Here is a 12,422-nt window from a genome sequence, read left to right as displayed (position 1 = left end):
ATAGACCTTTGGCCTGAAGGACCGCTGACTACCGGAGCAGGACGGTCACCGCTTCTTCCACGGTGTCCACCAGGAAGATCCGGTCCGCCATGGGCCGGCCCGCCGCCAGGCTGCGGAGCATGGGCCACGCGGGGTATTGGTGCTCCCAGTGGTGCCTGCCCACCAGGACCATGGGCGTGAGCTTTTCCGGGGCTCCGTAGTAGTTTTCGCAGGCGTCCTGGAAAATCTCCTGGACAGTTCCGGCGGCTCCGGGCAGGAACACGATCCCTCCCTGGCAGAGCTCCAGCAGGATGGCTTCGCGGATGGCGTTCGCGAAGTATTTGGCGATGTGGGTGGCGAAGCAGTTGGGCGGCTCATGGCCGTAGAACCAGGTGGGGATTCCCAGCGACGGCGTCCCGCCGGGAAAGCGTTCGACGACGGCCGCCGCGGCCCGCGCCCACGCCGACACCGAGGGACGGAAGCCGGGAACGGCCGCGAGCATGTCCAACGCAGCCTGCAGGCCGTCGTCGTCCGCCTGGCTCAGGTAGGCACCCAGGTTCGCGGCCTCCATGGCGCCGGGCCCTCCGCCGGTGGCAACGGAATAGCCGTTTCTTGCCAGCAGCCTGCCAAGCATGGCCGCCTGCGCGTAGTCCGCGCTGCCACGCTGGGCGGCGTGCCCGCCCATCACTCCCACCATGGGCTGCCCTGACCAGGGGTGGGAATGGGTCAGCTCGTCCAGCGCGTCGCCGATTGCATGGTCGTGCAGGGCCGAGGCGAGGGTGGCGTCCACCCGGTGCCGCTGGCCCGGCTGGATGCTCCATTGGTAGATCCGCGCGTCTGGCAGCTCCTCGTAGGGGGCGCCGGCGAGCCCGTCATAGAGTTCGCCGGGCGAGTAGAGCGTGGAGCGGTACGGGTTGAAGGGGACTCCCGTGAGCCGTGGAAAGATGAGCGCTCCGCGGCGGCGGAGGGCATCCTCCATTCCCTCGTCAAAGGTGCAGCCAAGGAAAATGGCGCCCTCCACGTCGAGGCCGGCCAGGGCGGAAGCCCTGCCGCGGAGGTCCAGGGACTGCGCGTGCCAGCCCTGCAGGTGCACGGCGCCGGCCGCCAGCATGCGGTCGAAGCTTTCCAGGTCTTCCACTTCCAGGCTGCGCGGGCTGGGGCCCAGGTTCCCCGACAGGTTCATGGCTGTTGCCCCCTTCTGCTGCTCATCCACCCAGCGTAAGCCACCGGCAAAAGCAACGCGGGGTCAGATCCGGCCCTCCGGAAGCTCCGGATTGGGCTGGGTCTGACCCCGCGTTGCTTTCAGAGGTAGGTGATCAGGCAGGCAGCTTCGCGGGGACGGCGCCTTCGCGGAAGTGCGCTTCCAGGTCCTCGAGGGAATGGCCTTTGGTTTCGGGAACGAACTTGATGACGAACGCGAGCGACGCGACGTTCACCAGGACGAACAGGCCGAACGTGCCGGTGGAACCCAGCGCCTCGACGACGATCGGGAACAGGAAGGAGATGGCGGCGTTGACGGTCCAGAGGGCGAACACCGCGATTCCCATGGCGAAGCCGCGGATGGCCAGCGGGAACATTTCGGAGAGGAGCAGCCAGACGCAGGTGCCGATGAAGCACTGGACGAAGGCGACGAACAGCATCATGGCGGCGAGGATGGTGTAGCTGGCAAGGTCGGACTGGGGCAGCAGGAAGACGATCGCCAGCAGCGCCTGCGAGCCCACCACGCCGGAGAAGCCGATGACCAGCATCTTGCGGCGGCCGATGAAGCCCAGCAGCCAGATGCCCAGGATGGTCATCAGCACGGAGGTGACGCCGACGCCGATGGTGGCAACCAGCGACGCGCTCACTCCCAGCCCGCTCTTTTCCAGGATGGTGGGGGCGTAGTAGTTCACCGTGTTGATGCCGGTGGCCTGCTGCACGGTGGCAAGGCCGATGCCGATCCACAGAAGCCGGCGCATCCAGGGGTTGTTGCGGAGGTCACGCCAGGCGTGGCCGCGCTCCTCCTTTGCCGTCCGGGCAGCCTCGGCGATTTCTTCGAATTCGGCGGCTGCCTCCTGCGGGCTGCGGCTGAGGTTCAGGACACGGCGGCTGTCTTCCAGCCGGCCGCGGACGGCGTACCAGCGCGGGGACTCAGGCAGCAGCAGCATGCCGGCGAGCAGCGCGAGGGCGGGCAGCGAGGCAATGCCCAGCATGGTGCGCCAGACCTCGGTGTCGTGAATGAGGGCATCCAGCAGGGCATTGATGGCAAAGGCCAGCATCTGGCCGGTCACGATCATGAGCTCGTTGATGGTGACCATCCGGCCGCGCAGGTGGGCCGGCGCCATTTCCGCGAGGTACAGCGGGCAGGTGACGGCGGCAGCTCCCACACCGAGGCCCAGCAGGATGCGGGCCGCGATCATGAACGGAACGTTCGGGGCGATGGCGCAGCCGATGGCGCCGAAGAGGAACAGCAGGGCGCAGACCAGCAGGGATCCGCGGCGGCCCAGCTTGTCCGCCATGCGACCGCCGGTCAGGGCGCCCACTGCGGCGCCGGGAAAGAGCAGCGCGCTGACGACGGTGGCTTCCTCGACGGCGCTCATGTTCAGGGAGTCGTTCATGTACAGCAGGGCACCGGAGATGACGCCGGTGTCGTAGCCAAAGAGCAGGCCGCCGAGGGTGGAGATCACGGTCAAGCGGGCCAGGTACCCGCGGCGTTGGCTGCCGGGGGCGTTCAGGGCTTGTTTCTGCAACTGCATTGTTGCCTCTCAGATTCTCTTGGGGACCGGGACGAACCGGCCTGAGATGTGATGCGTGACACTGACTTTAGAGCGCTCTAATCATTCGCGTCAAGGAAAAGTCCTAATGTCAGCACAAATAAATTTCCGGCCGGTTCATGGCTTAGTGAAGGCATCAGCCTTGACCCGGCAGCACTGCCTGCTACGATCGAAGGCGCAAGTATGTCCTATCAAGAGAACATATGGTGGCAAAGCGGCCGCTTACGCCTCATCAGGCGGGGCTGGAGCCGTCAAGCAAGAACAGGAACGAAACGTGGCGAACAACCTGGGTCTCAGCATCGACCGTTCATCCCCCGTGCCCCTTTACCACCAGGTGGTGCAGGGCATCGAAGCCGCGATCTACAGCGGGGTCCTCGAGCCGGGCAGCCGTCTGGACAACGAGATCGACCTCGCGGCCCAGCTGAACCTGTCCCGTCCCACCATGCGCAAGGCCATGGACGAACTGGTCCGGTCCGGCCTGCTGGTGCGCAAACGCGGGGTGGGCACCCAGGTGGTTTCCAGCCAGGTGCGCCGTCCGCTGGAGCTGTCCAGCCTGTATGACGACCTCACCAACAACGGCAAGAAGCCCACCACGGACGTCCTGAGCTTCGCCCACCTCGAGGCGGACGAGGCCACCCTCGCCACACTCCAGCTCCCGGCGGGATCGAAGGTCTACCACTTCACCCGGCTGCGGAAGGTGGGCGGCAAGCCGCTGGCACTGATGGAGAACTGGGTGCGTGACGACATCGCGGACATGGACGAAGCCATGCTCGCCGCCGAAGGCCTCTACTCGATCCTCCGCCGCGGCGGCGTCAACTTCCGGCTGGCCACCCAGCGCATCGGCGCCATGACCGCCAACGAATACCAGGCGTCCATGCTGGAAGCCGCCGAGGGCTCAGCCCTGGTCACCATGGAGCGCACCGCCGTCGACGACACCGGCCGGCGCGTGGAGACGGGCCACCACGTCTACCGCGCCGATTCCTACAGCTTTGAAATGACACTCGTACAGCGCTAACCGCAAGGAGCACACTCCATGACCAACTGGGTCTACCCGCTGGGCACCGCCACTGACGGCAAGTGGGACGTCTCGATCGGAACCTCCGACTCTTCCCTCATCGTGGAGGGGTGGGCACACACGGGACTGAAGGTGGCCACCCTGGCCGCAGGGGCCGACGTCGTACTTCCCGCCTCCGATGAGGAACGCATCGTGGTGCCGCTCAACGGATCCTTCACCGTAACGGTGGACGGGGACCCCTATGAGCTGCACGGCCGCGCCACCGTTTTCTCCGGTCCCAGCGACGTCCTGTACTCGGGCACCGGCCGGACGGTCACCATCAGCTCGTCCGACGGCGGACGTGTTGCCGTCGCCACGGCGCCAGCCAACGCGTCCTATCCCACCCGCCTCATCACCGCAGCGGAGACGCCGGTGGAGCTGCGCGGGGCCGGCAACTGCTCCCGCCAGGTACACAACTTCGGCACTCCCGCCGCCCTGGAAGCCGACCGGTTCATCGTCTGCGAGGTCCTCACCCCCGCCGGGAACTGGTCCTCGTATCCCCCGCACAAGCACGACGAGGAGAAGGACGGCGAGACGCATCTCGAGGAGATTTACTACTTCGAGACCCAGGTGGCAGCCGGTTCCGCCGCGCCCGCCGACGCTGACGCTGACGCCATTGGCTACCAGCGCGTCTACGCCTCCGACGAACGCCCCATCGACGTTTCCGCCGAAGTCCGCACGGGCGACGTGGTCCTGGTCCCCTACGGCTGGCACGGCCCCGCGATGGCAGCCCCCGGTTACGACCTGTACTACCTCAACGTCATGGCAGGCCCCGGCCCGGTCCGCGAGTGGCTGATCAGCGACGACCCGCACCACGGCTGGGTACGCCAGGGCTGGGACGGCCAGGACATCGACCCGAGGCTGCCCTTCGGCGCGTAGCCGCCCTTTCCGCAAATGGCATAGTGGAGTCTTGTGAAGCAGACTTCCCCCGCCCAGCGGTCAGTGACCATGGAGGACGTGGCCCGCGAGGCCGGGGTAAGCCGTGCGCTGGTGTCACTGGTGATGCGCAATTCCCCCAAGGTGTCGCCTGCCAGGCGCACGGCGGTGCTCGAGAGCGCCGCCGCGCTGGGCTACTCCCCCAACAGGCTGGCCAGCCGCCTTGCCAGCCACCGCACCAGGACGCTGGGCGTCCTGTTCCTGGACCTGCACAACTCCGTCTTCGCGGACATCTATGACGGCATCACCGAAGGGACCGCCGGCAGCGGCAACCAGGTGATGGTCGCCGTCGGCTCCGCCGACCCGGGGACGGAGCTGGAGGCGGTCCGCTCGTTTGTGGACCTGCGGGTGGACGGCGTCATCCTGGCCGGCTACACCGGTTCAGCCGAGGAGCTGGCCGCCGCACTGCGCGGGACGCCGGCGGTGGTGATCACCCGGGAGTTGGAGATCGACGGCGTGGATTCCGTCCTGTGCGACGACTTCCGGTCCGGAGCGCTTGCGGTGGAGCACCTCCACGGACTGGGGCACCGGCGGATTGCGCACGTGGACATCTCGGACTGGCTTCCGTACACGGCCCGCAGGGAAGGTTACCTGCATGCCATGGAGAAGCTTGGCCTGGCGCCGATGCTGGTGCACAGCGACATGACCGAGCGCGGCGGCCGGGCCGTGATGGAAAAGTTCCTGGCCTCGGGCGCCGAGGTGCCCACGGCCATCTTTGCGCACAACGACCTGACGGCCATCGGCATCATGGAAGCCCTGGCCTCCCACGGTCTTTCGGTCCCCCACGACGTTGCCGTGATGGGCTGCGACAACATCGAAGTGGCGGCCTCACCGCTGATCGGGCTGACGTCCATCGACCAGCATGCCCGGGAGCTGGGACAGCTGGCGGCGCAGGTCATGCTGGAGCGGATCGGCGGTACGGCCGGCCCGGCGGTGACCCGCAAGCTGGACCCCGTCCTCCTGGTACGGCGTTCCTCGGACCCGGCCGCCGGGTAGCACGGACTCCCCCGGTTCCTACTTCTGGCCGGTCAGCAGGGTGCCCCGGACCGCGGACAAAGGCACGGCGCCGAAGTCCCTGGAATCGATCGATACTCCCCGGTTGTCCCCCAGCACAAAAACGCTTCCTGCCGGGACTTTTTCGGGGCCGAAGTAGGTGGCGTCGATGCGGCTGTGGTCGATGAAGGGCTCCGGGACGGCGACGTCGTCCACATACAGTTCCGAGTCGCGGATAGCCACAGTCTGCCCTTCAAGGCCAATGACCCGCTTGATGGCGGTGCGCCCGTCGACGGGACTGGTGAAAGCCACCACCACCCCGTTACTGATCAGGCCCGCACCCGGCTTATACAGGAGCACCACCGACCCCATGGGGATGGTCGGCTCCATGCTGTCCGACGAGACAGTGAACGGTTCCAGCAGCCACGCCCTCACGGCGAGGATCACCAGGGCCGGAATCACAGCCAACGCGATGAGGCGGGGCCAGTGTCTCCCGGCTGGCCCGGGGGTCGTACCCGGCAGCCGGTGCCGGGGGGCGCGCCGCCGGCCGCTGTCGTCCATCAGTACCGTTTTCAATCCTCTTCGTCATCCAGTCGCATCTGGCGGCTACCTCAGGGCGCCGCGTTCGGGCAGGGACCTCAGCGGCACACGCTGTGGCAAGGAGTCCTCGCGTGGGGACGCAGCGGGATGCCGGCTTGCCCAGCGGACGGAAGGCGCGGCGGCCCCGAAGGTCGCTGTGACGGACGTTCCTGCGCCGGGCGTGGAAAGGACCTCAAGGGTGCCGCCCGCCTGCCGGATCGTGTCCCCCAGGATCCTTAGGCCAAAGTGGCCTTCCGGGCGGGGCTGGCTTGTATCGAAGCCGCGGCCATCATCTGAAACCGTGATCTGGGTGCGCTGGCCGGCATGGCGGATCCGGAGTGCCACCGATTGAGCCGCGGAATGCTTCGTGGCGTTCACCAGGGCTTCCCGCGCCACACGATAGACCAGGACGGCCCGGTCCCGGTCCAGCACTAGCTTGTCCGGGATCTCCATTGTCAAGGCAATACCGCGCTCCACCAAGGGTGTCTCCAGCCGCAGGAGGGAAGCCTTCAGCCCAAGCTCTTCGAGGTCCGGAGGATAGAGCTCACTGGTCATGGCGCGCAGGCTGCGGATGTTGTTCTGCAGCATCGTCCTGGCCTTGGAGAAAACCGCCTGGAGTTCGGGCGGACCGTAGCGCTCCTCCGATTCCAAAGCGTACGCCAGCCCCGACAAGTCCTGGATCACTTCATCATGGAGTTCGCTGGCGATCTGCCGGCGCTCCTGGTCAGACGCTTCAATCGCGCAGCGCAGCAGCGCATTGCGCGTCACCTGATCGAGCTGGATCCGCCGGGCCAGGCGGACGGCGGGAATCAGTTGCGTCAGCTGCAGGACTGCCAGGGACAGCAGCATCGGTGGAATCATGCCCATCAGCACTGCCCGCTGTTCGCCGCGCACCGCCACACCTGACGAGTATGTTTCAAAGATCATCGGTGCGCCGCTCGCGGAAGAAGAGCGGGCGTAGACCTCCACGAGTTCGCCGGAATCAGCCTCGTACTCGTTCTCTTCCCCGGTCTGGGATTCCAAGGTGGCGGTCGCCGGCCCGCCCTCAAGGAGGCGGCGCGCCCATTCCTCCTGTTCAAAATCCTGCCCGATGAGCGACTTCACGTCCGAATAGACCACCCGGCCGTGCTCGTCCCACACTTTGATCCTGGTTACGCCGCCGTTGGCCAGCCATGGCGCCAACCGCTCGTCGAGTAATTCCAGCGCGGCGGGATCGCGGGCCAGGAGTTGGTCGGTTAGCAGCGGCCCCACCACGTTATCGGCCAGGCGCTGCGTGAAGTCCCTTGCGTTGGCAAGGGCGTGCCGTTCCGCTTCAGCCCAGATCCAGAACGCGACGGGAGTGGCAACCAGGACGAGGGCCACGAACCCCGCGGTGAGGAACCGTGTAACAGCTGACCGGACCTCACGACGCTCGTCTACTCCAGGGGCCTTGTTCATGCTGTGGGAGGCCGCTTCCACGTGGTGTACGCGCACTGTAGGTGGCCTAACTACATGCCCGCAGGTTCCGGAAGGGATCCGGCAGCGCCGCCCAGTCCCGCCACCAGGGCCGGGTGGACGATCATGTTGCCGGGGTGGGCGTGCCGCAGGGTGTCAAGCATGACTCCCAGGGCTCCGTCTTTGGGGAGGAACCCGCAAATACCCATCGAGGCAGCCTCACGCAGCGCGTCCTGCGAGGGGTTGCCGGTGAGCATCACGATCCGGGCTTCCGAGGCTTCCGACAGGATGTGTTCGGCGGCCTTGAGGCCGGAGCCGTCCGTCAGGTAAAGGTCCATAATGACGACGTCGGGCTGCAGCTCGCGGAACATGGTCACCGCGGACTCCACCGACTTCGCCGCCCCCACACTTTTCAGGTCCGGTTCCCGGTCCAGTGCCCCGGCCAGCAGGTCCGAAAAGGTGGTGTGGTCATCAACGATCAGGATCCGCAGCCGATCGGTGTCCTGCTTGGTCAGCTGCGGTGCAGCGTCGCGGCTGCCGGCCACCACGCGGATGGAGGGACGGGCTTCTGCTGGCCCCTGGGCGGCTGCGGTGCTGGTCAGGAGCCTGGCGTGTGCCTCCTTCAGCACCGGGCTGGGCGCGCAGCCCAGTTCTTCGTCCATTACCCGGCGGCAGCGGTCGTATGCCCGCAGCGCCTCGGTTTTTTCGCCGTTGCGCTCCAGCCCCAGAATCAGGGCGGTCCAGGCCCGTTCGTTCAGGGGGTCTTCCTTGGCCGCCGCGCCGCCCCACGTTATCGCTTTGGCCACGTCCCCCACGGCCAGGGCGGTCTCGGCAGCCTGGACCCGGGCCAGGCTGACCCGGGCTGCGTGCAGGGCCCGTTCCTCCTCGGCCCAGGCCGGCAGCAGCTCATCCCCCAGCAACGGGGCCGAAGCGATCTCGAGTGCTTCGGTGAGCAGTGCCAGCGCTGCCGGCGCGTCGGCCTGGCTGGCCTGCTTGGTCAGCGTGTCGAACCGGTTCAGGTCCAGGTCCACCAGCGACCGGTCAATCGCGTAGCCGCCGGTGACCGTCCGCAACGGCCCAGTCCGGCCGGTGCCCGGCTGCAGGTGCCGCCGCAGGACACTGACATAGCTTTCCAGGGTGGGCAACGCCACCGACGGATGATTGTCACCCCACAGCAGGTCCATGATGCGGGTCTTGGACACCGCCGAGCCGAAGTTCAACAAAAGGATCTCCAGCACCTGCCGGGGCTTGGGCCCGCCAAGATCATTCGAGCCCAGCTCCATACTCCCGCGGCGGATGGTCAACGGACCAAAAACCGAAATCGTCAGCACCGGTGCCTGCGGCAACACTTCGGCAACCAGCCCCGGACCGCCGCTTTTCTTCGCCATCTCCAATGTAGCCACGATGGTGCCCCCCAAGTAGTTGAGTACTGCCTGCGTCCCATTGAACTGACGGGTCAGCAGGCGAACAACAGTGCTCATTACTCGCTTCTTCACGTGGCCTTTCCTTCCAGGTACTTAGTACCTGGGGGCAGGTACTCGGAATCCATCCGGCGGAAGCCCGGCAGATGTGCGGGGATAAAAGCCGCCTATTAGCACGTTTTTGCTGGTCAACACGCGGATTCATTTTGGGGTTCAAATGTTGGGAAAAACCTAGGTAGTCCTGCCCGGAGCCAGCGCGCCGCCGCCAAAGAATTCCCCAAGCCGGCCAGCCTACGGTGGCAGAAAACCGCTGCTGGGCGGTTTGCAACGGGCAGCTGCAGTGGTGCAGCCGTCCGGCAAAGGATGGGAAACACGATGAAACTGCGTACCGGAACCGCGAGGGTGGCCACCATCCGGGTGGGCCGGGGTTGGCACGTGGTACGGGCAGGACTGCGGACGGTCCGGTTCCGTGTCCTGGCCACGGTCCTTGGGTTCCTGGCGGCCGGGCTGCTGGCCGCCGGTATCACCACCCTCACCCTTGACCTGGGCAACCTTAACAACCGGGTCAATGAGGACCTCCTCCTTCAATCCGGGCGGCTGCACGATATCGTGGAGCAGGGCGTTCCGGGTGGAGGGCCGTATACCTCGCTGGATGAGCTGTTCACCGTGTTCCTCCAGGGTGACGCTCCGGGCAGGTACGAATCGGTGATGGCCACCGTGATCGGCGGCAACACCTTCCTGCCAGCCGCCGGGCAACCCGGCACCCCCGATGCTTCCCAAGTGCTGGATGCAGCACGCGCCGCGCACGTGGAGGGCCGCACCGCCTTCCATGACGTGACGCTGGACGGCCGGACGGTGCGCCTGGCCATCACGTCCGTATCCCTGGAACGCGGAGCCCCCGGCGGGCTCCTGGTGGCAGCGAACGAAATTGGCCGCCAGCGCGAGCAGATGATGGCGTCGTTTGGCACCTTCGGCGTGGCTTCGCTGGCTACGCTGCTGCTGGCGGGAGCGGTAGGTTTCACCGTCACGGGCCGGCTGTTTGTTCCGGTCCGCCGCCTGCGCCAGGCCACGGAATCCATTACGTTCGAGGACCTGAGCAGCCGCGTCCTTGTGCCGCCTGGTGACGACGACGTCTCGCAGCTGGCAACGGACTTCAACCGCATGCTGGACAGGCTGGAGACGGGCATCGCGGACCAGCGCCAATTTGTGGATGACGCCAGCCATGAGCTCCGGACTCCCCTGACCATCATCGGCGGCCATCTTCAACTGCTGCAGGCGGAAGACCCCCGGGACGTCCGTGAGACCCAGGCGTTGCTCCTGGAGGAACTGGACCGGATGCAGTCCCTGGTGGACGAGCTCCTGCTGCTGGCCAGGAGCGGCCGGCCCGACTTTGTCCGGCTGGAGTGGGTCGACGCCGATTCCTTCCTTGTGGCGGCCATGGACAGGATCAAGGTCCTGGCGGACCGGCGGTGGCAGATCGACACCATGCCGGGCGGACGGTTCCGCGCGGACCGCAACCGCCTCACCCAGGCGGTGGAGCAGCTGGCGGCTAATGCAGTGCAGTCCACCCGGCCGCATGACGTGATATCCCTCGGCGCAGCCTGGGTTGGGGCGCTGGACGTCACTGTGCCGCCTGCACCTTCCGCACTTTCCGGAGCCGGCGTCGAAATCTGGGTGGCGGACTCGGGATGCGGCATCAGCGCTGCCGACCAGGAACGGATCTTTGACCGTTTCGCCAGGGCCGGAGTATCGCGTGGCACGGAAGGATCCGGCCTGGGGCTGCCGATCGTCAAGGCCATCGCCGAAGCCCACAGCGGGTCACTGCGGGTGATCTCGCAGGTCAATGAAGGCAGCACATTCGTACTCTCCCTGCCCGGAGGAACCCCATGACCCGAATACTGATCGCCGACGACGAACCACGGATCGTGAGCTTCATCGCCAAGGGCCTCACGGCTGCCGGGTACATCACCTCCTCGGCGGAGGACGGCATCCGGGCGCTGGACTACGCCAGTTCCGGCGACTTCGACCTGCTCATCCTGGATATCGCTATGCCGCGGATGGACGGCTTTGCGGTGCTTACCGCGCTGCGCGCTATGCGCTGCACGGTTCCGGTGATCGTCCTGACCGCCAAGGATTCCGTCCAGGACACCGTGGCAGCGCTCGACGGCGGCGCGGACGACTACATGAGCAAACCGTTCCGCTTCGAGGAGCTGCTCTCAAGGATCCGCCTGCGGCTGCGCCACACGGCGGGCTTTCCGGCCCCACCGGCCCCCACAAGCGGTGACCTCAGCCTGGACGTCGACCTTCGCAGCGCAACTGTCCGTGGCAGGACGGTGCCGTTGTCCGCCCGGGAGTTCGCGATGGCCCGGGTGTTCGTGGAAAACGAAGGCAAGGTGCTGACCAGGGAACAGCTGCTGAGCCGGGTGTGGGGCTACGACTTTGACGGGTCCTCCAACGTGGTGGATGTCTACGTGGGGTACCTGCGCAACAAGCTCGGCCCCCAAAGAATTGTGGCAGTCCGCGGCGCCGGGTACCGGTTCGTGGCCCTTCAGGATGCCCCATCCCCTGCCCGTTCCGGCGGATGAGAGGTCTCTCATAAAAGTCTCATCCCCCTCTCACCGTGGCCCGGCAGGGTGGGAACACAACAAGGAAAGGCGAACCGATGAAAAAGTTTTGGTACCTCCCCATCGCAGCAGTGGCAGGTGCGGCGAGTCTTACGGTGTGGGCACAGGCCAATGCGGGCCCGCCCCCTGCAGTCTCTCCCGGAGTGGTGGTGGCCGACGTGCAGTCCGGCAGCGGCACCGCCAAACCTGGGGAACAGCCGGCCCTGCTTGCCACTCCGACGCCCACGCCCACTTCCACGCCCAGCATCACCGCGATACCTGACCACACGGCCCCGGAGACACAACGCATCCAGGTTGAACTGCAGACGTATCCCCCGCTGCAACCGACCCACAGCCCTACCCACAGCGTGGGCGATGACAAGGGCGGACTGAGGCCGGACGGGGTTTCCGACGATGGCCCCCTGCACGATGTGGGTGACGACAAGGGCGGGCTCAGGCCGGACGGGGTTTCCGACGACGGCCCCCTGCACGACCTGGGCGACGACAAAGGCGGGCTCAGGGACGACAGCGAGTCAGACGACGGCCCGGGCGACGACAAAGGCGGTGACCGGTAGACCTTGGGATGGCACCAAGCTTTTCCCTAGAACATCCCTGCACCATGACCTTGTTCAGCCGACTCGACTGGGAAGTCGGCGCTACTGGGGAGCAT

11 protein-coding genes are annotated in these 12,422 nt (G+C 66.5%); 6 read left to right on the top strand and 5 right to left on the bottom strand.

What is annotated here, in order from left to right; all coding sequences use genetic code 11:
* Window positions 1–28: 28 nt before the first annotated feature.
* Both DXK94_RS05995 and DXK94_RS05990 read right to left on the bottom strand, forming a co-directional pair.
* Window positions 29–1,162, bottom strand: coding sequence for an LOG family protein (locus tag DXK94_RS05995; protein WP_115524242.1), 1,134 nt, complete (start codon window positions 1,160–1,162; stop codon window positions 29–31).
* 133 nt (window positions 1,163–1,295) lie between these two features.
* On the bottom strand, window positions 1,296–2,714 hold the full coding sequence (locus DXK94_RS05990; RefSeq protein WP_115524241.1) for a sugar porter family MFS transporter: 1,419 nt from the start codon (window positions 2,712–2,714) through the stop codon (window positions 1,296–1,298).
* 292 nt (window positions 2,715–3,006) lie between these two features.
* On the opposite strand from DXK94_RS05990, the gene DXK94_RS05985 reads away from it, so the two are divergent.
* The 3 genes from DXK94_RS05985 to DXK94_RS05975 are packed head-to-tail and all read left to right on the top strand — an operon-like array spanning window position 3,007 to window position 5,718.
* A complete protein-coding gene (locus DXK94_RS05985; protein ID WP_079597794.1) occupies window positions 3,007–3,747 on the top strand; it encodes a GntR family transcriptional regulator in 741 nt (246 codons plus the stop codon).
* Between the two features lie 18 nt (window positions 3,748–3,765).
* Window positions 3,766–4,665, top strand: coding sequence for a 5-deoxy-glucuronate isomerase (iolB, locus tag DXK94_RS05980; protein ID WP_115524240.1), 900 nt, complete (start codon window positions 3,766–3,768; stop codon window positions 4,663–4,665).
* A 33-nt stretch (window positions 4,666–4,698) separates the two neighbouring features.
* Complete coding sequence (locus DXK94_RS05975; RefSeq protein WP_115524239.1) at window positions 4,699–5,718, top strand: LacI family DNA-binding transcriptional regulator; 1,020 nt, start codon at window positions 4,699–4,701, stop codon at window positions 5,716–5,718.
* An 18-nt stretch (window positions 5,719–5,736) separates the two neighbouring features.
* Here the strand turns inward: DXK94_RS05975 and lepB are convergent, their stop codons facing one another.
* From lepB to DXK94_RS05960, 3 genes are read right to left on the bottom strand one after another with little or no spacing between them, the layout of a single operon-like run.
* Complete coding sequence (lepB, locus tag DXK94_RS05970) at window positions 5,737–6,276, bottom strand: signal peptidase I (RefSeq protein WP_115524238.1); 540 nt, start codon at window positions 6,274–6,276, stop codon at window positions 5,737–5,739.
* 45 nt (window positions 6,277–6,321) lie between these two features.
* Entirely contained in the window at window positions 6,322–7,731 is a 1,410-nt protein-coding gene (locus tag DXK94_RS05965) for a sensor histidine kinase (protein WP_115524299.1), read from the bottom strand.
* A 50-nt stretch (window positions 7,732–7,781) separates the two neighbouring features.
* On the bottom strand, window positions 7,782–9,209 hold the full coding sequence (locus DXK94_RS05960) for a BTAD domain-containing putative transcriptional regulator (RefSeq protein WP_258868450.1): 1,428 nt from the start codon (window positions 9,207–9,209) through the stop codon (window positions 7,782–7,784).
* Between the two features lie 315 nt (window positions 9,210–9,524).
* Here DXK94_RS05960 and DXK94_RS05955 point away from each other — a divergent pair, with 315 nt between their 5' ends.
* The 3 genes from DXK94_RS05955 (at window position 9,525) to DXK94_RS05945 (ending at window position 12,327) form a co-directional block, all read left to right on the top strand.
* Window positions 9,525–11,039, top strand: coding sequence for a cell wall metabolism sensor histidine kinase WalK (locus tag DXK94_RS05955; protein ID WP_258868449.1), 1,515 nt, complete (start codon window positions 9,525–9,527; stop codon window positions 11,037–11,039).
* Window positions 11,036–11,734 carry a response regulator transcription factor gene (locus DXK94_RS05950; protein WP_115524236.1) on the top strand — a complete coding sequence of 233 codons (699 nt, stop codon included), beginning with the start codon at window positions 11,036–11,038 and terminating at the stop codon, window positions 11,732–11,734. The genes DXK94_RS05955 and DXK94_RS05950 overlap by 4 nt, the downstream gene beginning before the upstream one ends.
* Window positions 11,735–11,811: 77 nt before the next feature.
* On the top strand, window positions 11,812–12,327 hold the full coding sequence (locus DXK94_RS05945; protein ID WP_079597801.1) for a hypothetical protein: 516 nt from the start codon (window positions 11,812–11,814) through the stop codon (window positions 12,325–12,327).
* The last annotated feature ends 95 nt before the right edge of the window (window positions 12,328–12,422 follow it).

Origin of the sequence: Arthrobacter sp. RT-1 (genome assembly GCF_003367205.1) — a bacterium.
Lineage (GTDB): Bacteria > Actinomycetota > Actinomycetes > Actinomycetales > Micrococcaceae > Arthrobacter.
The sequence above is the reverse complement of the archived record's forward strand: the minus strand, read 5'-3'. Positions and strand labels throughout refer to the sequence as shown.

Bases quoted from the DNA above. Each gene is read 5' to 3' on its own strand.
- DXK94_RS05955 (WP_258868449.1), top strand. From the start codon at position 9,525: ATGAAACTGCGTACCGGAACCGCGAGGGTGGCCACCATCCGGGTGGGC.
- DXK94_RS05960 (WP_258868450.1), bottom strand. From the start codon at position 9,209: ATGAGCACTGTTGTTCGCCTGCTGACCCGTCAGTTCAATGGGACGCAG.
- lepB (WP_115524238.1), bottom strand. From the start codon at position 6,276: ATGGACGACAGCGGCCGGCGGCGCGCCCCCCGGCACCGGCTGCCGGGT.
- iolB (WP_115524240.1), top strand. From the start codon at position 3,766: ATGACCAACTGGGTCTACCCGCTGGGCACCGCCACTGACGGCAAGTGG.
- DXK94_RS05950 (WP_115524236.1), top strand. From the start codon at position 11,036: ATGACCCGAATACTGATCGCCGACGACGAACCACGGATCGTGAGCTTC.
- DXK94_RS05965 (WP_115524299.1), bottom strand. From the start codon at position 7,731: ATGAACAAGGCCCCTGGAGTAGACGAGCGTCGTGAGGTCCGGTCAGCT.
- DXK94_RS05945 (WP_079597801.1), top strand. From the start codon at position 11,812: ATGAAAAAGTTTTGGTACCTCCCCATCGCAGCAGTGGCAGGTGCGGCG.
- DXK94_RS05995 (WP_115524242.1), bottom strand. From the start codon at position 1,162: ATGAACCTGTCGGGGAACCTGGGCCCCAGCCCGCGCAGCCTGGAAGTG.
- DXK94_RS05990 (WP_115524241.1), bottom strand. From the start codon at position 2,714: ATGCAGTTGCAGAAACAAGCCCTGAACGCCCCCGGCAGCCAACGCCGC.